At 63.5% G+C, this 24,140-nt stretch carries 26 protein-coding genes and 1 pseudogene; 8 read left to right on the top strand and 19 right to left on the bottom strand.

Going from position 1 to position 24,140, the window contains the following annotated elements; all coding sequences use genetic code 11:
- Positions 1–72 precede the first annotated feature (72 nt).
- The 3 genes from CXY80_RS16155 to CXY80_RS19205 all read right to left on the bottom strand — a co-directional run bounded on the left by CXY80_RS16155 (position 73) and on the right by CXY80_RS19205 (position 1,739).
- On the bottom strand, positions 73–600 hold the full coding sequence (locus CXY80_RS16155; RefSeq protein WP_092450925.1) for a type 1 glutamine amidotransferase domain-containing protein: 528 nt from the start codon (positions 598–600) through the stop codon (positions 73–75).
- A 58-nt stretch (positions 601–658) separates the two neighbouring features.
- Positions 659–1,363 (bottom strand): cysteine hydrolase family protein, encoded by a 705-nt coding sequence (locus tag CXY80_RS16150; protein WP_092450927.1) that lies wholly within the window; start codon positions 1,361–1,363, stop codon positions 659–661.
- Positions 1,364–1,475: 112 nt separating this feature from the next.
- Positions 1,476–1,739, bottom strand: coding sequence for a hypothetical protein (locus CXY80_RS19205; protein WP_134476717.1), 264 nt, complete (start codon positions 1,737–1,739; stop codon positions 1,476–1,478).
- A gap of 101 nt (positions 1,740–1,840) precedes the next feature.
- On the opposite strand from CXY80_RS19205, the gene tatA reads away from it, so the two are divergent.
- The 3 genes and pseudogenes from tatA to CXY80_RS20320 form a co-directional block, all read left to right on the top strand.
- Positions 1,841–2,065 carry a twin-arginine translocase TatA/TatE family subunit gene (gene tatA, locus CXY80_RS16140; RefSeq protein ID WP_092450931.1) on the top strand — a complete coding sequence of 75 codons (225 nt, stop codon included), beginning with the start codon at positions 1,841–1,843 and terminating at the stop codon, positions 2,063–2,065.
- A gap of 134 nt (positions 2,066–2,199) precedes the next feature.
- On the top strand, positions 2,200–2,964 hold the full coding sequence (gene tatC, locus CXY80_RS16135) for a twin-arginine translocase subunit TatC (RefSeq protein WP_092450933.1): 765 nt from the start codon (positions 2,200–2,202) through the stop codon (positions 2,962–2,964).
- A 566-nt stretch (positions 2,965–3,530) separates the two neighbouring features.
- Positions 3,531–4,470 (top strand): annotated as a pseudogene (locus CXY80_RS20320) (integrase core domain-containing protein); the annotation flags it as partial.
- A gap of 21 nt (positions 4,471–4,491) precedes the next feature.
- On the opposite strand, the gene CXY80_RS16125 reads toward CXY80_RS20320, so the two are convergent.
- The 6 genes from CXY80_RS16125 to gabT form a co-directional block, all read right to left on the bottom strand.
- The gene (locus tag CXY80_RS16125; protein ID WP_104133078.1) at positions 4,492–5,793 is read right to left on the bottom strand and encodes an ISL3 family transposase; all 1,302 of its coding nucleotides are present in this window, start codon (positions 5,791–5,793) and stop codon (positions 4,492–4,494) included.
- Between the two features lie 214 nt (positions 5,794–6,007).
- The gene (locus CXY80_RS16120; protein WP_104133077.1) at positions 6,008–7,558 is read right to left on the bottom strand and encodes an APC family permease; all 1,551 of its coding nucleotides are present in this window, start codon (positions 7,556–7,558) and stop codon (positions 6,008–6,010) included.
- Between the two features lie 7 nt (positions 7,559–7,565).
- A complete protein-coding gene (locus CXY80_RS16115) occupies positions 7,566–8,474 on the bottom strand; it encodes a universal stress protein (protein WP_104133076.1) in 909 nt (302 codons plus the stop codon).
- Complete coding sequence (locus CXY80_RS16110) at positions 8,471–9,832, bottom strand: NAD(P)/FAD-dependent oxidoreductase (RefSeq protein WP_092450942.1); 1,362 nt, start codon at positions 9,830–9,832, stop codon at positions 8,471–8,473. The genes CXY80_RS16115 and CXY80_RS16110 overlap by 4 nt, the downstream gene beginning before the upstream one ends.
- Before the next feature lie 22 nt (positions 9,833–9,854).
- Entirely contained in the window at positions 9,855–11,345 is a 1,491-nt protein-coding gene (locus CXY80_RS16105) for an NAD-dependent succinate-semialdehyde dehydrogenase (RefSeq protein ID WP_104133075.1), read from the bottom strand.
- The gene (gene gabT / locus CXY80_RS16100) at positions 11,342–12,721 is read right to left on the bottom strand and encodes a 4-aminobutyrate--2-oxoglutarate transaminase (RefSeq protein ID WP_092450946.1); all 1,380 of its coding nucleotides are present in this window, start codon (positions 12,719–12,721) and stop codon (positions 11,342–11,344) included. Before gabT ends, CXY80_RS16105 begins: the two co-directional genes overlap by 4 nt.
- A gap of 171 nt (positions 12,722–12,892) precedes the next feature.
- Between gabT and CXY80_RS16095 the strand changes: the two genes are divergently transcribed.
- Together CXY80_RS16095 and CXY80_RS19200 are read left to right on the top strand one after the other, a co-directional pair.
- Positions 12,893–14,461: a PucR family transcriptional regulator gene (locus CXY80_RS16095; RefSeq protein WP_092450948.1), complete on the top strand. Its 1,569-nt coding sequence runs from the start codon at positions 12,893–12,895 to the stop codon at positions 14,459–14,461.
- A 326-nt stretch (positions 14,462–14,787) separates the two neighbouring features.
- The gene (locus CXY80_RS19200) at positions 14,788–15,012 is read left to right on the top strand and encodes a hypothetical protein (RefSeq protein ID WP_134476706.1); all 225 of its coding nucleotides are present in this window, start codon (positions 14,788–14,790) and stop codon (positions 15,010–15,012) included.
- A 91-nt stretch (positions 15,013–15,103) separates the two neighbouring features.
- Here CXY80_RS19200 and CXY80_RS16090 read toward each other — a convergent pair whose 3' ends face one another.
- Together CXY80_RS16090 and CXY80_RS16085 are read right to left on the bottom strand one after the other, a co-directional pair.
- Positions 15,104–15,613, bottom strand: a complete 510-nt coding sequence (locus CXY80_RS16090) for a hypothetical protein (protein WP_104133074.1) — start codon at positions 15,611–15,613, stop codon at positions 15,104–15,106.
- 116 nt (positions 15,614–15,729) lie between these two features.
- Complete coding sequence (locus CXY80_RS16085; protein WP_092450952.1) at positions 15,730–16,185, bottom strand: GNAT family N-acetyltransferase; 456 nt, start codon at positions 16,183–16,185, stop codon at positions 15,730–15,732.
- Between the two features lie 139 nt (positions 16,186–16,324).
- On the opposite strand from CXY80_RS16085, the gene CXY80_RS16080 reads away from it, so the two are divergent.
- Entirely contained in the window at positions 16,325–16,732 is a 408-nt protein-coding gene (locus CXY80_RS16080) for an SRPBCC family protein (RefSeq protein ID WP_104133073.1), read from the top strand.
- A gap of 46 nt (positions 16,733–16,778) precedes the next feature.
- Here the strand turns inward: CXY80_RS16080 and CXY80_RS16075 are convergent, their stop codons facing one another.
- The 3 genes from CXY80_RS16075 to CXY80_RS16060 form a co-directional block, all read right to left on the bottom strand.
- Positions 16,779–17,138, bottom strand: coding sequence for a type II toxin-antitoxin system RelE/ParE family toxin (locus CXY80_RS16075; protein WP_104133072.1), 360 nt, complete (start codon positions 17,136–17,138; stop codon positions 16,779–16,781).
- Positions 17,138–17,425 (bottom strand): type II toxin-antitoxin system ParD family antitoxin, encoded by a 288-nt coding sequence (locus CXY80_RS16070; RefSeq protein ID WP_104133197.1) that lies wholly within the window; start codon positions 17,423–17,425, stop codon positions 17,138–17,140. The genes CXY80_RS16075 and CXY80_RS16070 overlap by 1 nt, the downstream gene beginning before the upstream one ends.
- A gap of 433 nt (positions 17,426–17,858) precedes the next feature.
- Positions 17,859–18,536 carry a hypothetical protein gene (locus tag CXY80_RS16060; RefSeq protein ID WP_104133071.1) on the bottom strand — a complete coding sequence of 226 codons (678 nt, stop codon included), beginning with the start codon at positions 18,534–18,536 and terminating at the stop codon, positions 17,859–17,861.
- Positions 18,537–18,604: 68 nt separating this feature from the next.
- On the opposite strand from CXY80_RS16060, the gene CXY80_RS16055 reads away from it, so the two are divergent.
- Positions 18,605–19,480, top strand: a complete 876-nt coding sequence (locus tag CXY80_RS16055) for an acyl-CoA thioesterase II (protein ID WP_233195428.1) — start codon at positions 18,605–18,607, stop codon at positions 19,478–19,480.
- An 8-nt stretch (positions 19,481–19,488) separates the two neighbouring features.
- On the opposite strand, the gene CXY80_RS16050 is transcribed toward CXY80_RS16055, so the two are convergent.
- Positions 19,489–20,199, bottom strand: a complete 711-nt coding sequence (locus CXY80_RS16050) for a zf-HC2 domain-containing protein (RefSeq protein WP_104133070.1) — start codon at positions 20,197–20,199, stop codon at positions 19,489–19,491.
- A complete protein-coding gene (locus CXY80_RS16045; protein WP_092450957.1) occupies positions 20,196–20,705 on the bottom strand; it encodes a sigma-70 family RNA polymerase sigma factor in 510 nt (169 codons plus the stop codon). Before CXY80_RS16045 ends, CXY80_RS16050 begins: the two co-directional genes overlap by 4 nt.
- Before the next feature lie 141 nt (positions 20,706–20,846).
- Between CXY80_RS16045 and CXY80_RS16040 the strand changes: the two genes are divergently transcribed.
- Positions 20,847–21,335 (top strand): ubiquinol-cytochrome c reductase iron-sulfur subunit, encoded by a 489-nt coding sequence (locus CXY80_RS16040; RefSeq protein WP_092450959.1) that lies wholly within the window; start codon positions 20,847–20,849, stop codon positions 21,333–21,335.
- A 39-nt stretch (positions 21,336–21,374) separates the two neighbouring features.
- Here CXY80_RS16040 and CXY80_RS16035 read toward each other — a convergent pair whose 3' ends face one another.
- From CXY80_RS16035 to CXY80_RS16025, 3 genes are read right to left on the bottom strand one after another with little or no spacing between them, the layout of a single operon-like run.
- Positions 21,375–21,845 carry a thioesterase family protein gene (locus CXY80_RS16035; protein ID WP_092450960.1) on the bottom strand — a complete coding sequence of 157 codons (471 nt, stop codon included), beginning with the start codon at positions 21,843–21,845 and terminating at the stop codon, positions 21,375–21,377.
- A 12-nt stretch (positions 21,846–21,857) separates the two neighbouring features.
- Positions 21,858–23,540 (bottom strand): energy-dependent translational throttle protein EttA, encoded by a 1,683-nt coding sequence (ettA, locus tag CXY80_RS16030; protein WP_092450962.1) that lies wholly within the window; start codon positions 23,538–23,540, stop codon positions 21,858–21,860.
- 5 nt (positions 23,541–23,545) lie between these two features.
- Positions 23,546–24,100 carry a hypothetical protein gene (locus CXY80_RS16025; RefSeq protein ID WP_233195427.1) on the bottom strand — a complete coding sequence of 185 codons (555 nt, stop codon included), beginning with the start codon at positions 24,098–24,100 and terminating at the stop codon, positions 23,546–23,548.
- Positions 24,101–24,140 lie beyond the last annotated feature (40 nt).

Raw genomic sequence — 24,140 nt, 5'->3', positions numbered from 1 at the left:
GTCTGGTGTTGACTAGACGCTGAGTTGCCGGCGAAATGATCGAACCGGCAACTCAGCTTCCCCAGTGCGCGCCTAGTGGGTCTCGAGGTACGTAACGAGAGCCGCTCCGAAGGCAGGCAGGTCGATCGGAGTTCGGGAGGTGATGACGTTGCCGTCAATGACGACTGCTTCGTCAACCCAGACTCCCCCTGCGTTTTCCACATCGTCCTTGATCGGCAGGTAACCGGTAACCTTACGACCGTTTTTGAGCACTCCGGCTGACGCGAGGACCCAGCCACCGTGGCAGATGGCGGCGACCAGCTTGCCCGACTCGTGGGCGTTACGAACGAGGGAGATCATCTCGGGGTGCAGTCGCATATTGTCGGGCGCAAATCCGCCCGGCACGACGACGGCGTCGAAATCTGCCGACGTCACGTCAGCGGCGTCTGCGTCGACGTCCATGGGGTAGTGCTCTTTGGAGTCATAGCTCTTCTTGGTTCCGCTGCCGACGACGACAACGGTCGCCCCGGCCTCTTCGAGGCGGAGTTTGGGGTACCAACCTTCGAGGATCTGGTATTCGTCCTCGATCAGCAGGGCAACTTTTTTTCCGGAAAGTGTCATTTCTGGGAGTCCTTTTTATCGCGAGTTGTGGGGTCACACGGGGTGAGAGGCTGGCGCCTTATTTCGCCAGCATCTTGAGAAACTCGATGCTCGTGCGCACGTCACCGTGATTGGCCTGAATATTGCGCAGAGCCTCCCAGTGCTGGCCGTAGCCCAGCGGGTCGTCCTGACCAGACGGGATAGCTGCGGTTGTGTCGGCCAGGACGACGATCTTGTAGTCCTGGTTGGCGCCATCGATGGCCGTTGCAATCTGGCAGTTTCCGCTGGACAGGCCGGCCACGACGAGCGTGTCTGCTCCCGCGCGGCGCATGTACTCGTTCAGCGGAGTACCGAAGAAAGAAGAAAAACGGTGCTTGCGCATCACAGGCTCGTCGGGAGCCGGAACGAGTTCGTCGACGAGTTCATCGCCACCATTTCCCCATGATCCGGGGAAGCCTGCAAGCTGGCCTTCGAGGCCCCACTTGACATCGGCGTACCCAGCGTCTTTTCCATCGCCACGCAAGCCCCAGAGGGACCAGACGACGGGGATGCCCGCTTCCCGGCAAGCATTCAGCACGTTCACGACCGGCTGTACCGTGTCTTTGCCCTCCGGAGCGCCGCCAACGCTCTCGATGTACATGGCACCGCCAACCTCGGCACACGCCTTCTGCATGTCGAGCACAAGCAGCATCGTCTTCTTCGGGTCGATCGTGGGAGCGACCCACGTGGACCGGTTAATTACTTTGTCAATGTTCTCGTAGGTGAAATCAAGCGAGGACAACATTGTCTCTTTTCTATTCGAGATACTACCGAGGTAGGTTATCTAATGGTCTGGTGGTCTGGTGGTCTGAACTATGACACAGTTGAGGCGAATCAGTCAAACTATTTTTGAAAATTCACGACGGATCACGCGGATCCAGAGCTTCACTCACGATGCGGCGCGGGTCATATTGGCGCGGATCGAGCTTTTTCCAATCGAGATCCTGGGCATCCTCCCCCAGCTCTTCAGTGAATCGACCCTTGGCACCATTGGCCATGGACCTACCTCGCTTGACCAGCTGAGCAAGATTGGCCGTGTAGAGCGGCAGCCGTTCCGGCCCGATAAGGAACGCGGCGATCACGCCAATGATGACTAATTTGTCGAAGGTTAATCCAAACATGTTGACACCATAACACGCAGACCACTAGACATCAGATCACCATCACAGATAGTCTCTACGTCACCGCACACAGCGCTCAAAACGATCGAAGGGTCCAGCTCATGCTTGCAAATCTCAACGGATGGCACGCCGTCATCATCCTCGCCGTCGTTCTGCTCCTCTTCGGTGCACCAAAAATTCCGATGCTGGCGCGCAGCCTCGGGCAGTCGATGAAAATCTTCAAGAACGAGATCAAGCCAGACGCCAAACGTGCCGACGACGAACTGCTCGCAACCTCATCGACCGAGGCATCCGCGTCCCCGAGCAGTAATTCCCCTCTTGTTTAAGAGCGTGCACATTTCTCCGAACTTCGCATCCCCTCGCCGAGCCGACTAAATCCTGCGCATGAACGCAGACAACACATGAACACAGACAACACATGAGCACAGACAACACAGAGACCACGGCCGAAAAAAGTCGAATGTCACTTGCCCATCACCTAATTGAACTGCGCAAAAGGCTCTTCAAATCAGCCTTCGGGCTGCTCGCGGGCGCCGCGGCGGGCTGGATTCTTTCCGATTTCGTGATGAACAGCCTGCGAGTGCCGGTGAGCCTCATCGCAACGGCTCAAAACCGTTCTGCCACACTGAACTTCGCTGACATAACGAGCGCTTTCGATCTCAAGCTTCAAATTGCACTCACCGTCGGTGCCGTGGTCTCCAGCCCGATCTGGCTTTTTCAGATTTTTGCCTTTCTGGTTCCCGGTTTAACAAAAAAGGAGAAGCGCTACACGTTCGGTTTTTTCTTCACGGCCGTGCCTCTCTTCCTGGCCGGGTGCATCTCAGGCTGGTTTGTTCTGCCACAAATCGTTGCACTCATGACAAGTTTTGCGCCCGCTCAAGATGCCGCATTCATCGAGGCCAAGCCCTACTACGACTTCGTACTGAAGCTAGTTCTCGCTATCGGGATCGCTTTTGTCCTCCCGGTATTTATCGTCTTGCTTAATTTCATCGGGATTCTGAGTGCAGTGTCGATCATCAAATCCTGGCGCATAGCCCTTGTGGTGATTGTACTCTTCACGGCCGTCGCCACGCCCGCCGCCGACATCGTCTCTATGTTCATGTTGGCAATTCCGATGATCCTTCTCTATTTCCTGGCCGCGGGAGTCGCTGGGATACATGACCGACGGGTCGCGAAGAACCTGAGGCTTACAGACACGTTGTCTCCCTTTCTGTTGGAGACCTGAGTCAGTTGTCGGCTCATTATTCTTCGGTGAACCGCAGCTTCGGTGTTTTGTTTGCGCGTGTCGGTGGGCTGGTGATGTCACCATGCTCAGCTTATCTAAAGCGAGAGTGGTGGAAGAAGCGGCCTCACTCATGCGCCCAGCCAACTCGTGGGGTCTGACCCCCGGGGTCGCGGAGTACCGCAAAAACCGCATGGGCGTTCAAAGCGGATTCCACGACGCCCTCCAGATCGTTGGTGAGACCTGCTGCCCGGGTACGCCAACGCCGCATGAGGACGCATCGAAGGATCACCTGAGTGCACTGATCGAAACGCCCGCGCATCACCCGCGCATCAAGTCAAGAATTCCCGCGGCACCAGAATGAAAATGGCGAGTAGTCTGGGGAGTAAATCCTGATGGTAGCGCTAGTCCGGCGACTTAGTATGTGTGGTCCCAGCACAGTGTTTACAGCCTGTCTCATGACCTTGTTGGCACTATGTCTCAGGACGTTGTTTACAGGGTGTCTTACGACCTTGCATACACGTTGAGCAGTGGACGAAATCCTCACGTGGCCTCGGTTTTGATGGAGAGTGCCCAAATCTCTCCCACCTTTCGTCCGCCGCCAGATTATCGAATTTGATCCTCTTGCCGCCGATGGCCCCAGTATTTCCGAACTCTGCCAACGTCTGAATATCAGCCGGCCGTCGTTTATGATATCCGGCGACGCTTCCTTCAGGAGGGAAATAAGGCGCTGAATCCGCACTCGTCGGCACCAAAGAATCCGGTGCGGACGTTCGACAAGAAGGCGACGGAAATTGTCCTGCGCATCCGTGCTCGGCTGGAAAAGGATGGCTGGGATAACGGTCCCAAATCGATCTAGTTCACCGGTGTGGACACGAATGAATTCAGTCAACCGGTTCCGTCGGTGGCGACCATCGCCCGGATCCTGTCATCCTCCGGCGTGACGAAGGCCAACCCGCGTAAACGGCCACGGACGGCCTGGCTGCGGTTCGCGCGCTCGTCGGCGATGGAGATGTGGCAGCTGGATGCATTCGAGTATCGCCTGGCGACCGAGCTGGCCTCGAAAGTGACGGTCTACCAGCTGCTGGATGATTCCACCCGTTTCGACGTGGGCAGCATGTGCTTCGCCGAGCCCGAGAACGGCACCGATGCCATCATCACCCTGAGCGCCGCGATCGACGATCACGGCGTGCCCAAAGAGTTGCTCAGCGACAACGGGACCGCTTTCAACCAGAGCCGGCGCGGCAACATCTCGGCGACGGAACGCTTCTTGGCCGACCGTGGGTGCTTGGGGATCAGCGGCCGGGGCGGCCACCCGCAGACGCAAGGGAAAAACGAACGCAGCCACCAGACGCTGCTGCGGTTCCTCGATGCCCGCGCCCCGGAGAGCCTCGAGCAGCTCGCCACCCTCATCGTGGATACCGCAACTATTACAACTACCGTCGCCGGCACCAAGCGTTGCCCGGCTCCATGACACCGGGCCAGGCCTGGGACGCGGCCGAACACCGACCCTAGGACGGAACACACCCGTTAATTTCGTCCGGGAAACACGGGTTTGTGCCCACCGAGGCTGAGCATGGCGAGGGCGATGAGGGCGTCGGGTGATGTGAAGCCGTAGGCGATGCGGGTCATGAGGCGGATCTTGGTGTTCATGGATTCGACGCGGCCGTTGGAGAGGCCGTGTTCGATGGACGCGAGGATCGCGGTGCGGTGCTTGACGATGCTCTTCTGCAGTTTCACGAAGGACGGAATGCGGCAGCGTCGGGCCCAGCCGACCCATTTGTCGAGGGCTTCGGTCGCTTCGTCGAGGGGCAGTTTGAAGATCACCAGGAGGCCTTCCTTCAGGTAGTAGACGCGTGCCAAGCGGGGGTCGGTCTGCACGATCCAGGCGAGCTTGGCTTGCTGCTTCTCGGTCAGGTTTTCCGGGTTCTTCCAGAGGGCGTAACGGCAGTTCTTGATGCCGGCAGCTCGGGCGCTGTCCGGGCGAGCTGGAGCATCGACGGCAGGTCGGCCACGGGTGCGTCGGGCATCGTTTTGGCGGGCGGCTTTGCGAGCATCATTCCACGCAGTTCGGCAGACCTCATCGAGGGCTTCGGTTGCCCATTTCACGACGTGGAACGGATCAGCGCACCGAACGGCGTTGGGCGCTTTCTCCGCGACAACACTGGCGATCCAAGCCGCGCCGTTCGCGGAAACATGCGTGATCTGCGCTGAACGCTCCGGCCCTAACGCGTCAAAGAACGTCGCGAAAGTGGCTTTGTCTTGACCCGGTGCGGCCCACACAAGACGGCCGGAATCGTGGTCGACGACACGGGTCAAATACTTGTGGCCGCGCTTGTAACTGATCTCGTCGATCCCGATCCGCGTCAGGTCCGCGAACTGGTCGTACTGCTTTTCGGTATCGGCCCAGACCCGGGTGATGATTGCGCCGACGGTGCGCCACGCGATGCGCATCAGCACGGTGATGGCGGTCTTGGACGTTTGCGTGGCCAGCCACGCGACCTGGTCGTCAAAGAACATCGTTTGGCCGCTTTGGTGCCGAGCCCAGGGGACGGCGGCGACGGTGACGCCGTGGACGCGGCAGGACACTCGGGGTGCGTCGGCTTCGAGGTGAACTCGAATTGAGCCCACGTCTAACCCTCGCCAGCGACGCCGCCCGTCACCGAGGTCGTAGCGTGGGCTGCGTTTCTGACAGGACCCGCATCGGTTCCGCCTCGGCGCCATCGGACGCACCGACGCGATCAAAATCCTGCCCTCCAGATCAAGATTGATGTCCTCGACGAACGTGCTCTCGACACCGAGGAGGGTTCGCCATATTCTTAGGGTTCGCACGCCGCTTTTTCCCTTCGTAAGTTTCTTACCTTTGACAGTTAGAAACCTAGGCGGAGAGCGGCGTGCGGCCGTTAAGGCGCTCCCAACGGACCCACGGTTTCGTCAGGAGAGCCGATCAAACCGCCGATGCAGCCAAAAATAAACGCCGTCATAGTACTAGGTGGACACCAGCTTGTGCGGCATCCGCTTTTACTCAGCGGATGCCGCAGCGCGGCTATTCCTCCCGCTCGCCAAAGCGCGGCGCAGCCAGGCTGAGCGTCTCGCCGCGGAAGAACGCCGGGCGTACCCGCGACTGCACGATCATGATGACAACACCGATCAGCAAAATAGCCATGCCGAGCACGAAGACCAGACCCAGCCCGAAGATCTCGGAGCCGCTGCCGTAGTTCGGGTCCATGCTGTCGACCAGGGTGGTGCAGAACAGCACCGCCAGGATGATGCCGCCGACCAGGGGAAACAAGAAGGTGAAGAAGGCGTTGCGCACGGTGGCGAACCACTGCCGGCGAAAATACCAGACGCAGGCGAACGCGGTCAGACCGTAGTAGAAGCAGATCATCATGCCGAGGGTCGTAATGGTGTCCCAGAGCACATCTTCGCTGACGAAACGCATGATCGTGTAGAAGCCGGCTGCGACGACAGCGGAGGCGATGGTGGCGTATCCGGGAGTGAAGAAGCGCGGGCTGACCCTCGCGTAGGCCGGCGGCAATGCGCCGTAGTGGCCCATGGCGAGCAGGGTGCGTGCAGGGGAGACGAAGGTGGATTGCAGCGAGGCGGCCGAGCTGGAGAGTACGGCAATCGACATGAGCACGGCGAACGGGCCCAGTGCCGGGCCGGCCAGCGCGAAGAACACATTGCCCTGAATCTCCGGGTTGCCGAGGCCAACGCCCACACCGCCGACACCGGCAAACGAGATGGCCGCAATGGCGACGAACAGGTAAAGCACCATGACGATGATCACGGTGAGCGTGGCAGCCCGGCCGGGAGTCGAGCGCGAGCCCTTGGTCTCCTCCGACATGGTCAGGGTGACGTCCCAGCCCCAGAAGATGAAGATCGACAGGCTCAGGCCGGCCGCAAAGGCGGAGAACGTGGTGACAGCGAAGGGGTTGAACCACGACAGCGAGACCGGCGTCGGGTCGAACGCGGTGCCATTGGCGATGTGCACGAAGGCCATGATGCCGAATCCGACCAGCACGGTCAGCTGAAAGCCGACCAACCAGTACTGCACCTTCTGGGTGGTCTGCATGTCCCGGTAGCTAATCCAGGTTGCGATCAGAATGAACACCAGGCAGGTTCCGACGTTGATGAGCGGGTTTCCGGCGAGCCCCGCGATCTCGGCGCTGTTACCGAAGATCTGCGAGAGCATCAGATAGAAGAAGTCGACGGCGATTCCGGCGAGGTTGCTCAGCACGACGACGGTTGCGGCGATCAGGCCCCAGCCGGCCATCCAGCCGATCCATGGCCCGAATGCCCGCGTCGCCCAGGTGAACGAGGTGCCGCTGTCCGGCATGGCCTTGTTCAGCTCGCGGTAGCCGAGGGCGACCAGCAGCATCGGAATGAATCCGGCGACGAAGATCGCCGGCAGCTGCAAACCGACTTCAGCCACGGTAGGTCCGAGTGCACCGGTCAGGGTGTAGGCCGGAGCGATGCAGGAGATGCCGATGATGACGGCGCCGACCAGTCCGACCGAGCCAGCGCTCAGCCCCTTCTTGGAGATTCCCCCCGTCGGTTTTTCAACGGCTTCACTGGCGTTGATTTGTAGCGTCATGTTGTATTTACTTCCCCACCGTCTCGGTGAATTCGGTCGTCACGGTGGCATCGGGCGGCACGGTGAAATCTCGGGGCACCACGATCAGGGGCACCGGCAGTTCGCGCAGCATCTTGGCCGCGATGGAACCCAGAAAGAGGCGATGGGGCTGGGCCAGCCGGCTGGAGCCGACCAGGCAGACCTCGGTCGGTTCCCAGGGCAGTCCGCGCACGGCGTGCTCGATGCTGCTGCCGGAGGCGACACTGGCGGTCGCCTCCAGCCCGTCCATCAGGTGGTCGGTGGCGTAGTCGAGCACTGCCTGGGCATGGTCGGCGGCCAATACGATCGTCTGATCGTCGGCGCCGGGACGATCGATCGCGACGAGGGAAACCAACCGCAGGGGGGCATCCACTGTGCGCGCCAAGAGGATGCCGGCCGTCAGTAGTCCGTCGGCGCCCGGCTTGGTGCCGACCGCGCAGGTGACCCGGCGGATCGGCTCGTCGGTACCCATCACCCGGGTGCCTTCAGGGGCAAGGGCAACGGGGACGTGGGAGGAGTGCAGCAGGCCGCCGGCGACGCTGCCGATCGCGAAGCGTCCGAGCAGGCCGTGGGTTGCCGCGCCGACGACGATCAGGTTCGCCTGCAGCCGAGCGGCGGCGGCGAGCAGCCCCTGGGTGAAGGAATCGGCGTGTTCGAGGTGGGTGCGCACCGAAATTCCGGCGGGTACCAGGGTGAGCGCTTCGGCCAGCCAGCCCTCGGCCGTCTCGAGCAGCAGCCGGTCGTAGCCGGGATCGGTGGGGGTGAGCGTCGCGCGGTCCCCCGCATTGAGAACGAGGACCACGTCGAGTTCGGCGCCGGGCGCGCGGGCAAGACGCACGCCGAGGGCGAGGGCATCCGCTCCCCCCGAGGTCGCCGTGTAGCCGACCAGAAACCTCACGCGACCACGCGCGTGGCAAGGATCGCCGCAGCGGATTCCTGCCCGACCCGGATCGCCCCGTCCACGTGCTGGTAACCCTTGCCGGCCATGTCGCTGCAGGAGAACGAGATCGGGCCGACGGGACTGCGCAGTTCGGCGCCGTACCGGGCCAGTCCGCCCATATCGAAGCTCGCCGCGTAGGCGCCGCGGGTCCATTCCTCGGAGCCCCAGTCGCTTTCGTAGTAGACGACCGGGTGCAGCGCCTGCTCGCCGTAGTAGTGCGAGAGCGACTCGAGAATGCGGGCCTTGCGCTCGAGCGCGGTCAGCGCGAAGACGGCATCCGCTTCTTCATCGGAGACGAAACCGACCAGGGTGCCGCGTGGGTCCTCAAAATTGGTGTTGTCGTAGGCCTCATGCACGAGCTCGTACGGGCTGAACGCGGTGCCCGAGAGATCGTCGGCGCGCCAGAACGGCGTCTCGTAGACGGCGTGCACCTTGATCACGAAACCCATGGAGAGGTGCTGGTGCAGCTGCTGCTGGCGGCGCGGCAGGGGCGGGTCGAAGCTGATCCGACTGATCAGGGGCGGCGGAACCGCCACGATCGCGTGCCGAGCGGTGACCGTCATACCGTCGGCAACGACAATGACCCCGTCCTCCTCCCAGGTCAGGCTGCGCACCGGCTGCCCGAGATAGACATCGCCGCCAAGCTTCTCGGCCAGCAGCAGCGGAACCTGCTGCAACCCGCCGACCACGCGCTCGTCCAGAATGAAATCGGCATCGACGAGGTTGCTGAACGACCCGGCGCTGGCCGCCATGAGCAGCGCCTGCAACGCCGAGAAGGCGTGCGCGGGCTTGGTGAGCATGGCCCCGGCAATGAACATGCCCATGTTGTCGCGGGCCTCCTGATCGTCGGTCTGGGTCTCCAGCCAGCGGCTGAAGGAGACCTCGTCCAATTCTTTGGCGAGCGGGTGCTCCCACGGGGAATCAGGGTTGATCTCGGCCACGAGGGCGTCCAGTTTCTCGATCAGGCCAAGGATCTGTGCCTCGGTGCCGGCTGGAACCGGAAATATCTCACCGTCGAACCGGCTGACCACGCCGGAACCGTTGATGTACACGTTGCGGCCAGCCCGGTAGCGCGGGTAGGTCTTGAGGCCCAACTCGGCCAGGGTGGTCTTGAGGGCGTGCTGGTCGGGCGAGACCCACTGACCACCGATCTCGAGCATGGCACCCTCGATCTCATGGGTCCACAGCCGCCCGCCGACCCGATCGCGGGCTTCGAGCACCGCGACACTGAGGCCGGCCTTCTGCAATGCCGTGGCGGCGGTGAGACCGGATGCCCCGGCGCCGATTATGACGACGTCACGATCAATCGTGGTCATGGTTGCTCCTGTGTTGACTGAGTTATGACGAGGGAATGAGGGTGTACTTGGTCGAGAGGTATTCGTTGATGCCTTCAATGCCGCCCTCACGGCCGAGCCCGGACTGTTTGACGCCGCCGAATGGTGCTGCGGCATTGGAAACCAGGCCGGTGTTCAGGCCCATCATTCCGGTATCGATACTCTCGATCATACGGTGCCCACGGTTGATATCGGTGGTAAAAACGTAACCGATCAGACCATATTCGGTGTTATTTGCCATTTCGATGGCCTCTTCATCTGTTTCAAAAGTTTGGATGCCGACGACCGGTCCAAAGATTTCCTCCAGCACGAGGCGGCTGTCGGCGCTCACTCCGGTCAGCACAGTGGGGGCGTAGAACGAGCCGGGCCCCTCTGAGCGGATGCCGCCGGTGAGCAGCGTGGCGCCGCGCGCGAGGGCGTCCTGCACGAGGGCAGCCACGTTGTCGACGGCCGCCTCGGTCACGAGCGGCCCGAAGTTCACCGTGGGATCGATGCCGGGTCCCGACACGAGGGCATTGACCCGCTCGGTCAGTCGACGGGCGAACTCATCGGCCACAGACGCGTGCACGATGAACCGGTTGGCGGCCGTGCAGGCCTGGCCGGTGTTGCGGAACTTCGCGAGCATGGCGCCGGTGACGGCCTGCTCGAGGTCGGCGTCGGCGAACACTAGGAAGGGGGCATTGCCGCCGAGTTCCATCGAGGTGCGCAGCACGTTCTGGGCGGCCTGGGCGATCAGGGCACGCCCGACGCCGGTCGACCCGGTGAAGCTGAGCTTGCGCAACCGGGGGTCGGCGATGATCGGGGCCGACACCGCCTGCGACCGGGTCGTCGTAATGACGTTCACCACGCCGGCCGGCACGCCGGCATCCGCTAACAACTGCACGAACAGCAGCGTGGTCAGCGGGGTCAGCTCGGCCGGTTTCACGACCACGGTACAGCCCGCAGCGAGCGCCGGGGCAATCTTGCGAGTGGCCATGGCGAGCGGAAAGTTCCACGGCGTAATCAGGTAACACGGGCCCACCGGCCGCTGGGTGACGACCATCATGCCGGTCCCCTCCGGGTTGGCACCGTACCGGCCGTTGATACGCACGGCTTCCTCGCTGAACCAGCGCAGAAACTCGCCGCCGTAGGTGACTTCACCGTTGGCTTCGGCAATCGGCTTGCCCATTTCGAGCGTCATGAGCGTGGCGAAATTCTCCCGACGCTCCTGCAGCAGGTCGAAGGCGCGGCGCAGAATCTCCGCGCGCACCCGCGCCGGGGTCCCTGCCCAGACATCCGCTGCGGCAACCGCTGCGTCGAGGGCTCGGGCACCATCGGCGACGGATGCGTTTTGAATCTGTTTGAGAACCTGCCCAGTCGCCGGGTCGGTCACCGCAAACGGCTCCCCGGTCCCGTTCACCCACTGGCCGTTGATGTACAGCTGGTCGGGCACGCGGGCCAGCAGCTCTGCGCTGCCCTGCGCTGCCGACTGGCCGGTGCGGGTCACGGCGCTCATGCGACGGCCAGTGTCTCAGCCAGTGCGTCGGCGATAACCTGCAGGCCCTCGAGCAGCAAATGGTCCGGAATGCTGAGCGGCGGCAGAAAGCGGATGACGTTGCCGTACGTTCCGCAGCCCAGCAGGATGACGCCTTGGGCGTGGGCGGCGGCGATGACCCGACCGGTCAGGGCGGCATCCGGCTCCCCCGTGGCGGGGTCGACGAGTTCGATGGCGATCATGGCGCCGCGGCCCCGCACCTCGATAATGCGCGAGTCGGTGGCGGCGAGCGCGCCGAGCCGCTCGTTCAGGATGGCTCCGATGGCGACGGCTCGTTCAACCAGGTGGTCGCTCTCGTAGGTGTCGATGGTGGCGAGCGCTGCGGCGCAGGCGAGCGGGTTGCCGCCGTAGGTGCCGCCGAGGCCGCCGGCCTGGGGCGAATCCATGATGTCGGCGCGCCCGGTAACCGCCGACAGTGGCAGGCCGCCGGCGATCCCCTTCGCGGTGCAGATCAGGTCGGGCACGATGCCCTCGTGTTCACAGGCGAACATGTGGCCGGTGCGGGCGAAGCCGGTCTGAATTTCGTCAGCGATGAAGATGACTTCGTTGGCGCGGCACCAGGCCAGCAGAGTGGCCAGGAATCCCTGAGCTGGAACGATGAAGCCACCCTCGCCCTGAATGGGTTCGATGATGATGGCGGCGAGGTTGCTCGCGCCGATCTGCTTCTCAATCTGCGAGATGGCCCGGTTCGCCGCTACGACGCCGTCCAGGCCGCCGTCGCGCAACGGGTACGACATGGGCGCTCGGTACACCTCGGGAGCGAAAGGGCCAAAACCGTTCTTGTACGGCTGGTTCTTGGCGGTCAGCCCCATCGTGAGGTTGGTGCGGCCGTGATAGGCATGGTCGAAGGCGACGACGGCCTGCCTTCCGGTGAAGTGCCGGGCGATCTTGACGGCGTTCTCCACCGCTTCGGCGCCGGAGTTGAACAACACGCTGCGCTTCTCATGGTCACCGGGGGTGAGGCGGTTCAGGGCTTCGGCAACCTCGATGTAGGAGTCGTAGGGCGCCACGGTGAAACAGGTGTGGGTGAACTGGGCCAGCTGCGCGGCCACGGCCGCCACCACGCGCGGCGCGCTGTTACCAACGCCGGTCACGGCGATGCCGGATCCCAGGTCGATGAGCGAGTTGCCATCGACGTCGACGACAACGCCCCCGCCGGCGGCCACCACGTACACCGGCAGCGTGATCCCGACGCCGGCCGACACGGCCTGGGCCTTGCGTTGGCTCAGCGCGCGTGATTTCGGGCCGGGGATGCTCGTGACGAGCTTGCGTTCCTGCGCCAGCTGGGGGCCACCAACCGGTGTGCTGGTGGGGCGAGGGGTATCCAGGAAGGTCATCAGAGTTTCCGATCCAAAACGACGGGCGGCATCGCGGGACGATACCGCTGTGCCATGGGAGCACTGTGCCATTTGCAGCACGGAGCAATGCTAGGCAACACCGGGCCGCCGCAACATAGCCGGGTTGTATAGTTGGGGCCACCGAGCTCTCCAATCTGTATAAGGCCTCCCATGCTCCCCACACTGCGCCGCCTGCTTGCTGATCCCCAGCTCGGTCTGACTGTGCTCGGCATCGCCGAACCGGTCGCGCTCGAGGCACCGGTGGAGTGGGTACACAGCTCCGACCTCGTCGACCCCACCCCCTTCCTGTCCGCCGACCAGGTGCTGCTCACCACCGGCACCCAGTTCGGCACCGATCCGAAAGCGGATGCCGACTACCGCCGCTATGTGCAGCGCTTGCGCGACCGAGGCCTCACCGCGCTCGGTTTCGGTACCGAGGTCATTCGCAACGGCACCCCGGAGGGGCTGCTCGCCGCCTGCCAATCGCTCGGCCTTCCCCTGTTCGAGGTGCCGTATCGCACACCGTTCATTGCCGTGGCGCGAGCGGCCGGCGACCTCGTCGCCGAGGATCGCTACGCCGGGGCGACCTGGGCGTTGCGGGCACAGCGTGCGATCGCGCTCGCCGCACTTCGCCCCGACGGTTTGAGCGCGACCCTCGCCGAGCTGTCGAACCAGCTCGGCCACTGGGTCGCGCTGTTCGACGCGAGCGGCACCCTCGATCGGGTGTTTCCCCGCGAGACGTTCAGCGCAGCCCCCGACACCCGCGCGACCGTGCAGCACGAGGCCCGCCGCCTGCTCGGGCGCGGCAAGCGATCGAGCAGCAGCGTCGAGGCCGGCGGCGAGACGCTTTCCCTGCAGACCCTCGGCGGGCACGACCACCTACGCGGCGTGCTCGCGTTGGGCGGGCCGCGTGCCCTCGACCAGGCAAGCACCGAGGTCGTTACGAGCGTGATCGCCCTCGCCGGTCTCGCCCTCGAGCAGAACAACGCCCTCGATCGCGCGCAGGGGCTGCTGCGCTCCGGGCTGATGCACACCCTGCTCGGCGGTGACCAGAAACTGGTGGATCAGATTTCCCGGCAGATGTGGGGTGCACTTCCGGTCGGGCCGGTGCTGGTCGCGGTCGTTGACGCGCCGGCCGCGCGCCGCGACGCCATCACGGAGTACCTGGAGCTGCGCGTCGAGGACTCTCCAGGGCAACTGTTCTTCGCCCGCCAGGAGGACACCATCGTGCTCTGTCTCGACCGGGCGGCCGACGGCATCCTCTCGGACCTGTGCACGCTGTTTGAGTTGCACGCCGGCCTCTCGGAGCCAACCGAGTATCGCCAGCTGCCTCGGGGCCTCGACCAAGCCCAGCAGGCGCTCGCCCGAGCGCGGGAGGGCGCCGTCGGCGTGATCGGTTTTGACGTCGTCGCGCGGCAGGGCGTGCTCGCGCTGCTGGCCAGAACGGATGCCCGCGAGGTCGGCCTGGCCACGCTCGCCCCGGTCCTCGCCCACGACCAGACCCACGGCACGGAACTACTCGCCACCCTGCACGCCTGGTTGCTCTGCAATGGGCAGTTCGGGGCCGCCGCCGACCAGCTCGGCGTGCACCGACACACGGTGCGTGCCCGCATTCAGCAGGCAGAGCAGTTGCTCGCCCGCGACCTGGGGTCGTTTCCGGCGCGCGCCGACGTCTGGGCGGCACTGCTGGCCACCGATTCTGCCACCGAGACCGGCCGGACGACGAGAGAAGGGGGTTGAAGAGGATCGATACGGAAATTCACGTTTAGGCTGCACCGGTGCGGGTTCCGGCGCTGCACGGTGAAGCTTTTTTCGAATCAAACCGGCAGTGTCGCCGGCGCGCTGGATTGCACGGTAAACGGTTGACCGGGCTACCCCGTTGATACGCGGGTACCCTATAAGCATCCTGGTCAAGCTTATTGTGTGTACCGGTCAGCCCCCTTGATCAGGCATTTTCTCGGTCAGGGCTTACGGGCATCGGGCGCCGTTTCGGAGTGAACGTTGGCTCTGGCGTCCGGATCAATGGACTCTGGCCGAGGTTCAACGCAGACGTCATGGTCGCAACCATGAACAGTGTCCTCCGACCCCGCTGGGCTGAATGGGAGAGCGTCACTGCGCCGTCTCTTGTCGTCTACGCAGAAGCGGGGATGTTCACCGCTCAAGAAGCGGCTGAGTTCATCGACCGCGGCCGAGACGTGAAACGAGTTGATCTCGCCGGGGCGTCCCCCGACGGACACCTCGATTCATTCGACTCCCGGATCATCGCACTGCGTACATTCCTTCTGGCTTGACATTGTCTCGATCAAGGTTCCGCCTCTGGTACGCGCGCTAACGGCAATGATGACGAGCCTGGATCCTTCTTTGACGGTTATCTCCGGACGATCACCCCGTGTGGACGATTTCCCACAAATCTCCGAGAGTCACGGTGAGCTGCTCTTCACTCGGGCAATCGTCGCACAACGACTGAAACTTGCCGCGCTCAGTTTCACTCGCGCCGTGCTGATCGAGGTAGTGCCGACGTAGCGGGCCATCAGCGACGCCGACCGGACGCCGGTCCATCAATCTGCGCGGTGCGTGATCATGGAAGATCAACTGTTCTTCGAGCTCCGGCCGCATCGCCAGCGCGAGCTCAAGCTGACTCGTTGTCGCCGCCCAATGCCTGACTGTGGACTCCCGTACTGCCTCTTCGGCGTCATCGATCAAGGCTAGGAACACGTCAGCCAGCAACACAAATGGGTAAGCGCCAAGCTGCCACCTCACAGAGACGTCATCGGACCCCGCGGCCGCGCGAAGCACGTCATCAGGAAGTGGAACCGGAGGCACGAACGTCCTGCGGTACTCAGCATCGTGTGCCGCAATCAGCGCCAGCTCAATGTCATCATCGTCTGCCATTCGTCAATGATGCTTCCTGACGTTCATTAGCACCAGCCCCGGGCGCACCACGGGCGGACGTGCCGCAGGGGGGTCCACTTACGGTTGAACCCCTGGATGGCGTTGGGCGGATCTCGCTAGAGAAGTCGGCTCCACGCCACTTCGCGTTGGAGCTGCCCGGATTCTGTAAAGAGCCGCACCTGATGCGTTGACGCGAGTGCGATCGCGAGTTCGTTCCTGTCTGCCGAGACGAAGCCGACCTTGTGCCAGAACGGGCCGGATCGTCGGCTGAAGAGCCAGGCTCGAGTTGCTCCGGATTCGTCGGCTCGGTCAAGCGCGAAGCGCGCCAATTCGAGGCCCTTGCCGCGACCTCGGAGTGCCGGATCGACAGCAACGCTGCGAATGAGGACGTGATGGTTGTCGTCGCTGCGCTCGTAGCCGGTGCTGGCGACGATGCGTCCGGTTTCTGCGTCGCGTGACGTCCACAGTCGCACGGAGGGGGAATTGAGCCCACTGAGCGTCAGGTCAGCGAGTCGAAGGAACTCGGTCACTTCGTCGAGATCCTGGGGAGTCGTGGGCGTCAGGTGGAGCATTGCTCCACGATATCGCTCACGTAGATCAACTTGACCGGCACTGCAGGGTTGGCTGCGTGTGCCGTGCCATAGTCTGTGGCTGGGGAGCGCGGGCATCCGTTCTTGAAGAATTTCTTGCGGGCGAGAGAACGGAACGAGTATGGAATACAGCGGCAGTCGCATGATCAACGCAACGAGCACGACGATTGCGAACATTCTCGCCGATATTCGGCGACTGCCGGAGTGGAATCCCGCGATCTTTTCTGTCACAACGGTTGATTCCCTTGCGTTGGTTGGGAAGCCGTACCGGATTCGAGCCAAACTGCCTGGTTCTCCCACGATCACCTACGACCAGATAACCGACGACAACGTCGTCTGGCGCTTGGACGGTTTCCAGGCACATGAAACAGGCGCTTGGAAACTCGTGCCGGTTGCCGACCAAAAAACTGAGGTTGCCCACACCATCACTCACAGTGGGGCCATCTTTCGCGTCCTTGCCGGCGCTTTTCAAGCTGTGCCAGGTTTGAGACTCGATCGGCTGCAGCGCCGAGCAGAAGACGGCGAGTAGCGCGCCAGACCGCAGGACTGTCACATCGGAGTGACGCGGCGAGTGGCTAGTCCCACGGGTCAGTGGAATCAATGTACCGGTGCGGTTCCATGGCGTCATGTAGTACCCGGACGATAACCAACACGTCGCCGTCCGGGCGACAAATGAGAAAGTGCCGCGGTCGGTTCACAGCCTTACCAGGGGTGCGGGCGCGACTCTGCGCCAGATGCCAGGAGAACACGCCGTCTCCCAATTCTGGTCGGACAATATGCCCGACATCCCCGGTACGCGAAACAGCGTCGCGGATGGCTGTGGCGATCAGTGCCTCGTAGCGTTTGCGGGCATCTTTACCGAATTCCTCTTCAGACCAGGCAAGGATCGTGACGATATCGGCCTGAGCGACGTGAGTGAGGCGGTACTGCGCCATTAGCTGGTGACGTTGGCCCGCGCTGCGCGGTCACCGAGCGCTCCGATGAAGTTATCGAGGTTCGCATCGGCGATGTCGTCATAGCGGCCGGTGGCGAGATCTAACCAACCCGTCTCAGCAGCACCACGGAGGGCGGCAACCTTGGCCGCGTTCTCCAGTTCCTGACGTTCCAGGAGCCGAAGGCCGTCTCGCAGCACCTCGCTGGCGTTCTGGTAGCGCCCGGCCTTCACCAGTGACTCGACGAGTTCGTGCTGGTGTTGACTCAGGACAACATTCCTGGTTGCCATTTCGACCACCTCCATTGGCAGTTTATGCCATCGGAGGCGCGACAGGGCGATTCACAGTCGGAACATTGCAGCTATCCCCTAAAGGTTCCCCTTACGGGCGTTACTATTTGGCAGCTATCCTCGTCGCAACCTGTAGCGGAGTGCTCCAGGTGCGTCATGAAGACGATGCCAAGGCAACGCCGTCGTTCGCAGCCCCAACGACAAGACCGCGTGAATTCAACCGTCCTCCATGTCCTTACTGGGCCCAATGGTGCAGGCAAGTCCACGTTCGTCCAAGCGGTATTGCAGCCTGTCACGCACTTACCGTTCATCAACGCAGATGAGATCGCAGCGATCCGCTGGCCCGGCCACGAGATAGGGCGCGTTTAAGACCCCGGGAAGCATGACGCCCGACCGAGACGGCCAGCAGCACAAGCCTCCGGGGTGATCGTTGCTACGGCTGGAGGGTCCAGGGCTTGCGCCGCACCAAAACGTGACCGCGACTCGTGCTGAGGCGGGTCCACAGGCCCGACTCGTAGAGCTGCACCGGTTCGTCGGCAGCGAGAAAGCCGAGGCTGAACGCGGCAAACCCGGCGCCGGTCGGCACGAATTCGAGTCCATCGACCTGACGGCCCCACACTTCGGCGCGCACCCGCTCGACGATCATTTCGCCGGTTCCTTCCGGAATCGCCGCAGCGACCTCGTCGATGCCGGCGCGGGCGGCGGCTTCGAGATGCGCGGCCGTCGTCTGCCCGTGCCGGTCCCAGCCCCCCTTGGGCGGCGAGATTCCGGCCCAGGTCACGGTGTTCACCTCGAGGGGAACTGTCACCGTCACCGGCAGGGTCAGGTCGCTGGTCGTCGATTCGAGCCGTTTGAGGCGCTCGATCAGGGAACGCACCGGCACGACCTTGTCGAGATCGACCGGCGTGGTCAACGCGAAGGTGCGCAAGCCGAGCACGGTCGGGCTGACATCGAGCAGGCCGCGCGGGTAGAAGATCGCGGTGTACACCGCGATCACCCCCTCCGATGCGATCAAGCGCACGGAACCATCGAGAACGCGACCGGACCGTGACAGAAACACGATCAGATCGCTGAGGGACTGGGAATCGGTAAGAGTGAATGACTGGCTCATCACCTTCTAAACTACCAAGATGCGCCACGACCGTTGGCCGCGCACGCAAACTTGCCAGAGGAGACAGCATGCACAAGCCGATGGAAGGCCTTCTGGCTGTTCTCGATCTGACCGACACCGGAGCCCGCACCAACGAAGACATCTTCACCGGCCCTTCCCAGTGGATGCCGCTCGGTCGCGTCTTCGGCGGGCAAGTTCTGGCCCAGTCCCTCGTCGCCGCGATGCGGACCGTGCCCGATGAACGCCATGTGCACTCGATGCACGGCTATTTTCTGCGCCCCGGTGATGTCAACCAGCCGATCACCTTTTCGGTCGAACGCATTCACGACGGACGCTCGTTTTCGACCCGCCGCACCCAGTGCTATCAGGACGGTGTGCCGATCCTGTCGATGATTGCCTCGTTCCAGGACGCCGATGAAGGCCTGGAGCACCACATCGAGATGCCGGCAGACATTCCCGACCCAGAAAGCCTGCCGACGGCATCCGATTCGCTCGCGCACATCGACCATTCGGTGGCGCGCTACTGGGCAAGCGAGCGCCCCTTCGATATGCGCCACGTTCCCTCTCCGATCTACCTCAAGGTCAATGGCGAGCACACCTCGCGTCAGGCCGTATGGATGAAGACGTTTTCGCCGCTGCCGGACGACCCCGACGTGCATCGCGCCGCGCTCGCCTACGCGAGCGACTACTCGATCATGGAACCGATCTTGCGTCGGCACGGCGTCGCATGGGCCTCGCCGGGCCTCAAGGTCGCGAGCCTCGACCACGCCATGTGGTGGCACCGCTTCGGCCGGGTCGACGAATGGCTGCTCTACGTGCAGGATTCGCCGAGCGCGCAGGGCGGTCGCGGCCTCGCCACCGGTAGCATTTTCAGCCGCGACGGCGTACTTCTGGCCACCGTGGCGCAGGAGGGCATGTTGCGCGTGCCCATAATCCTCGAATAGTTCCGCAGCTACCAGCTCGGTTTGGACTCCAGCAGCACGCGTTCGTCGGGCATCCACCGGATGTCCACGCTCGCGATATCGTCTTCGGCGACACTCGTGGTGCCCGCGGCGGTGATCGTGGTGCCGGGGCCGGCAATCCAGCTGGCCACCAGCCTCTCGTCGCCGGCGGTGTCGGTCACGAACAGGGCGTAGGGCTGCGGGCCGAAGTTGTTGCCGCTCTTCGCGTAACTGCAGCTCGCGTCGATGCGGGTGCCCCAGTTTTCGCCGGTGAGGCGAAAGCTCGCGGTGAGCGGACTCGGGACGACGTCGGTCATGGCCACAGCCGGTTCCCTGGCACTGGTGACTCGCTGGTCCAGCCAGCCGGGCACCATCAGGGCAGCGGATGCCGCGATCGCGGCGGCCGCAAGCACGGCCCCCACCGTGCGCCGGCGGGCCCGCCGGGAGCGGACCCGTGCCTCGGCCAACAGCCGGGGCAGCAGTTCGGCGGACGGCGATGTGCCGGAATCCACTGCCGCACCGGTCGCGTGACCGAGCTGCGCAGCTTGATCCAGTGGCACCAGAGCGAGCAGCCCGGGCAGCCCGGCGAGGTGGGCGACGGCCTGACTGCAGGCGGCGCAGTCGTTCAGGTGTCGTTCGTAGTCACGCCGGTCGCCCGGCGTAAGCGCGCCCAGTACGTAGGCGCCGTCCCAGTCTGCGTACCGGTCAGCAGGAGTGGTCATCGCTCCGTAACTCCTCGCTCTTGCAGTGCGAGACGCAGGGCTCGCAGGCCATAGTGCAGCCTGGATTTCACGGTTCCTTCGGGAATATCCAGGTGTCGTGCAGTCTCCGCGACGGACTGGCCTTGATAGTAGGCGTAGACAATGACGGCCCGATGGTCGAGCGAGAGGTCGGTGAGGGCATCCGCTACCAGCCAGGCATCGAGCAGGGCGTCGGTCTGATCGTCGGTGGGCAGTTCGGGCAGCTGGTCGGTCGGCATCTCATGTCGGGCGCGGGCCGAGCGTCGGTCGTCGATCACCAGGTTTCGAGCCACCGTGAACAGCCACGCCCTGGCCGACACCTCGGTCTGATCGAGCAGGCGTGGCCGGCGCCAGGCGCGCAGCAGCGTCTCCTGCACCACGTCGTCGGCGAGGGCGGTGTCGTGGGTCAGCCTCACAACATAGCGCCACAGAATAGGCCCGTGCGTGTCGTGGAGGGCACGCAATAGTTCGGCACGCTCATCGGCCATGGCCTACCTCCCCTGGTAACACGGAACCGGGGCCATTGCGGTTCAATTGACGTCCTGAAACACTGAACCGAACCACCGGCCGCTTCGTTGATAGCTGAAGCAGCGCCAACCTACCCGCTAATACGTTCCTCAAGGAGAATCATGGCCCCGGCAATCAACCTGTCCCGTCGAAGCATGATCCTAGTGGGGGGAAGCGCCGCCGCAGCGGTCGCCCTGGCTGCCTGTAGCAGCACCCCGGATACCGGTACCGCCTCCACGGACGCGTCCCCGACCGAGACCGAGAGCGCGACCGATCCGACCGGTTCAGCCACGGATCCCGGCGCGGAAACTGCACCGGCCGGGACCGAGGTCGCCAAACTGGCCGATATCCCGGTTGGCGGTGGCATCGCGGCCACCCTCGATGGTCAACCAATCCTGCTCGCCCAGCCGACGGAAGGCACGGTCGTCGCCTTCAGCGCGATCTGCACGCATCAAGGCTGCAAGGTGGAGCCCGCCGCCACCGAATTCGACTGCCCGTGCCACCAGTCGCGCTACGACCTCGCCACGGGTGAAGTGCTCGGCGGCCCGGCACCACGCGCACTGGACCGAGTCACCGTCACTGTCGCTGGCGACACGGTTCTGGCCGGTTAACGATCCCGGTAGGCGCGGCGATCGATGGCCCGCGCTGGCTCATCGGCGGGCAAACTCGATCGGTTCGTCGAGGTAGGGAGTCCAGGCGGCACGTTCGGCATCGTTGATGCGGCGCGGGCGTTCGCTCGTCGCATCGACGAGCACGATGGTCGTGTTCGCCCGCGCATACAGTATCTCCGGCGTGACCCCCTCGGGGCTGTACACCTCATAGCAAACGTCGAGGCTCGCGCCACCGAGCTTACCGAGCCACAGCCGCACGTCGAGCGGCTGACGCAGGTAGGGCACCGGCGCCAGATACTCGATCTCCTGCCGGGCGATCAGCGTCAGGGTCGCCGCGCCCGGACGCCCGTCGAGCACGGCCGTGCTCGCGCCGATCGCCCCGTCGTCTTCGGTCACCCAGAAGGCCAGGATGCGGGCCTCTTCCAGCAGGCGCAGCATCTCGGAGTTGTTGACGTGACCGTAGGCGTCGAGGTCGGACCAGCGCAGACGGATCGGTACGTGCAGCTTCACTTTCTTGACTTTCTAGTCGCGAGTGAGCTTGCGGTAGGCGGAACGGTGCGGCTTGGCCGCGTCGGGGCCGAGTCGCTCGATCTTGTTCTCTTCGTAGGACTCGAAGTTGCCCTCGAACCAGTACCAGTTGGCCGGGTTTTCGTCGGTTCCTTCATACGAGAGGATGTGCGTGGCCACCCGGTCCAGGAACCACCGGTCGTGGGTGATCACCACGGCGCAGCCGGGGAACTCGAGCAGCGCGTTCTCGAGCGAACCAAGCGTTTCGACGTCGAGGTCGTTAGTGGGCTCGTCGAGGAGCAGCAGGTTTCCGCCCTGCTTCAGGGTGAGAGCCAGGTTCAGGCGGTTGCGCTCGCCACCGGAGAGCACGCCGGCCTTCTTCTGCTGGTCTGGGCCCTTGAAACCAAAGGTCGAGACGTAGGCGCGCGACGGAATTTCGGTCTTGCCGACCTGAATGTAGTCCTGGCCGTCGGAGACGACCTCCCACAGGGTCTTGTTCGGATCGATGCCGCCACGGTCCTGGTCGACATAGGAGATGTTGACCGTGTCGCCGATTTTCAGCTCGCCGCCGTCGAGCGGCTCCTTACCGACGATGGTCTTGAACAGGGTGGTCTTTCCCACACCGTTCGGGCCGATGATGCCGACGATGCCGTTGCGCGGCAGGGTGAAGCTGAGATTGTCGATGAGCATGCGCCCGTCGAAGCCCTTTTCGAGCTTGGTCGCGTCGATGACCTGGGCACCGAGGCGCGGGCCAACTGGAATCACAATTTCTTCGAAGTCCAGCTTGCGGGTGCTCTCAGCGGCGGTGACCATCTCTTCGTAGCGGGCCAGACGGGCCTTCGACTTCACCTGACGGCCCTTGGCGTTGGAGCGCACCCACTCGAGCTCGTCGGCGAGACGGCGCGACAACTTCGCATCCTTCTTGCCCTGCACGAGCAGTCGTTCCTGCTTCTTTTCGAGGTAGGTGGAGTAATTGCCCTCGTAGGGGTAAAGGTGTCCGCGGTCGATTTCGGCGATCCACTCGGCAACATGGTCGAGGAAGTACCGGTCGTGGGTGACGGCGATCACGGCGCCGGGATACTTGGCGAGGTGCTGCTCGAGCCACAGGACACTCTCGGCGTCGAGGTGGTTAGTGGGCTCATCGAGCAGCAACAGGTCGGGTTTCTGCAGCAGCAGCTTGGTCAGCGCTACGCGGCGCTTCTCACCACCGGAGAGGTTGGCGACCTCGGAGTCACCCGGCGGGGTGCGCAGGGCATCCATGGCCTGCTCGAGCTGGGAATCGAGGTCCCAGGCATCCGCTGCATCGATCGCTTCCTGCAGAATGCCCATTTCGGCGAGCAGGGTGTCGAAGTCGGCGTCAGGTTCGCCAAGAGCGAGGCTGATCTCATTGAACCGGTCGACCTTGGCCTTGATCGGCCCGACGCCCTCCTGCACGTTTTCGAGCACGGTCTTGCTCTCATCGAGCTGCGGTTCCTGCATCAGGATGCCGACGGTGTAGCCCGGGGAGAGTCGCGCCTCGCCGTTGCTGGGGGTATCCAGACCCGCCATGATCTTGAGAATGGTGGACTTTCCGGCGCCGTTCGGGCCGACCACACCAATCTTGGCACCGGGGAAAAAGGACATGGTGACGTCGTCAAGAATCAGCTTTTCACCGATCGCCTTGCGAGCGCGGACCATTGAGTAAATAAATTCGGCCATAATATCTACCAGTCTATTTGTCGACTGGACCCAACCAGACACAAACCGGTCGAGAGGATCGGCGCGACCACGCTGTGGAAGCCGTCGCTGGCCGGGCCGATTTGACCGATCAGGCATTCGCCGGCGAAGCGCACGGAGAATTGTACGGAGTCGGCGACGAGATCGGCCTGGGTGCGGTCGAAGCTCACTTCCATCGCGCTGCGGTCGAACCCGCCGGCGACGAGGGCGTCGATGTAGGCACGGCCGTCAGCAGAGGGGTTGGCCTTGGTTACCGCTACGGCCAGAAAGTTGAAGTAGACCAGATTCTCCCCGGCGGTTCCAGTCGGTACCAGCGCCGGGTCGGGCGCTGGAGTAGCCGAGGAGTCCGGTGTCGCCGACGTAGTGGGCACAGCGGTGGTCGCGGTGGACTCTGCGGGGACACCGGTACACGCGGCGAGGCTGACGCCGAGGAGCAGCGCAGCGCCCACCGCGACCACGGCGGACAGGGAGAACCGCGAGCGGCCGGCGCGCCGACCGGCCGTAGTCACGACGAACTGATCCTGCGGTTGTGGTTCTGCCACGATCACGTATTGCCTCCCCCCGTCCACGCGCGTGGACGAT

The organism is Cryobacterium sp. M91 (assembly GCF_002929615.1).
Lineage (GTDB): Bacteria > Actinomycetota > Actinomycetes > Actinomycetales > Microbacteriaceae > Cryobacterium > Cryobacterium levicorallinum.
This window is presented reverse-complemented; position numbering and strand designations above follow the sequence as displayed.

Coding starts and splice junctions, on each gene's coding strand:
- CXY80_RS16155 (WP_092450925.1), bottom strand. CDS start 600: ATGACACTTTCCGGAAAAAAAGTTGCCCTGCTGATCGAGGACGAATAC.
- CXY80_RS16150 (WP_092450927.1), bottom strand. CDS start 1,363: ATGTTGTCCTCGCTTGATTTCACCTACGAGAACATTGACAAAGTAATT.
- CXY80_RS19205 (WP_134476717.1), bottom strand. CDS start 1,739: ATGTTTGGATTAACCTTCGACAAATTAGTCATCATTGGCGTGATCGCC.
- tatA (WP_092450931.1), top strand. CDS start 1,841: ATGCTTGCAAATCTCAACGGATGGCACGCCGTCATCATCCTCGCCGTC.
- tatC (WP_092450933.1), top strand. CDS start 2,200: ATGTCACTTGCCCATCACCTAATTGAACTGCGCAAAAGGCTCTTCAAA.
- CXY80_RS16120 (WP_104133077.1), bottom strand. CDS start 7,558: ATGACGCTACAAATCAACGCCAGTGAAGCCGTTGAAAAACCGACGGGG.
- CXY80_RS16110 (WP_092450942.1), bottom strand. CDS start 9,832: ATGACCACGATTGATCGTGACGTCGTCATAATCGGCGCCGGGGCATCC.
- CXY80_RS16105 (WP_104133075.1), bottom strand. CDS start 11,345: ATGAGCGCCGTGACCCGCACCGGCCAGTCGGCAGCGCAGGGCAGCGCA.
- gabT (WP_092450946.1), bottom strand. CDS start 12,721: ATGACCTTCCTGGATACCCCTCGCCCCACCAGCACACCGGTTGGTGGC.
- CXY80_RS16095 (WP_092450948.1), top strand. CDS start 12,893: ATGCTCCCCACACTGCGCCGCCTGCTTGCTGATCCCCAGCTCGGTCTG.
- CXY80_RS19200 (WP_134476706.1), top strand. CDS start 14,788: ATGAACAGTGTCCTCCGACCCCGCTGGGCTGAATGGGAGAGCGTCACT.
- CXY80_RS16090 (WP_104133074.1), bottom strand. CDS start 15,613: ATGGCAGACGATGATGACATTGAGCTGGCGCTGATTGCGGCACACGAT.
- CXY80_RS16085 (WP_092450952.1), bottom strand. CDS start 16,185: ATGCTCCACCTGACGCCCACGACTCCCCAGGATCTCGACGAAGTGACC.
- CXY80_RS16080 (WP_104133073.1), top strand. CDS start 16,325: ATGGAATACAGCGGCAGTCGCATGATCAACGCAACGAGCACGACGATT.
- CXY80_RS16075 (WP_104133072.1), bottom strand. CDS start 17,138: ATGGCGCAGTACCGCCTCACTCACGTCGCTCAGGCCGATATCGTCACG.
- CXY80_RS16070 (WP_104133197.1), bottom strand. CDS start 17,425: ATGGCAACCAGGAATGTTGTCCTGAGTCAACACCAGCACGAACTCGTC.
- CXY80_RS16060 (WP_104133071.1), bottom strand. CDS start 18,536: ATGAGCCAGTCATTCACTCTTACCGATTCCCAGTCCCTCAGCGATCTG.
- CXY80_RS16055 (WP_233195428.1), top strand. CDS start 18,605: ATGCACAAGCCGATGGAAGGCCTTCTGGCTGTTCTCGATCTGACCGAC.
- CXY80_RS16050 (WP_104133070.1), bottom strand. CDS start 20,199: ATGACCACTCCTGCTGACCGGTACGCAGACTGGGACGGCGCCTACGTA.
- CXY80_RS16045 (WP_092450957.1), bottom strand. CDS start 20,705: ATGGCCGATGAGCGTGCCGAACTATTGCGTGCCCTCCACGACACGCAC.
- CXY80_RS16040 (WP_092450959.1), top strand. CDS start 20,847: ATGGCCCCGGCAATCAACCTGTCCCGTCGAAGCATGATCCTAGTGGGG.
- ettA (WP_092450962.1), bottom strand. CDS start 23,540: ATGGCCGAATTTATTTACTCAATGGTCCGCGCTCGCAAGGCGATCGGT.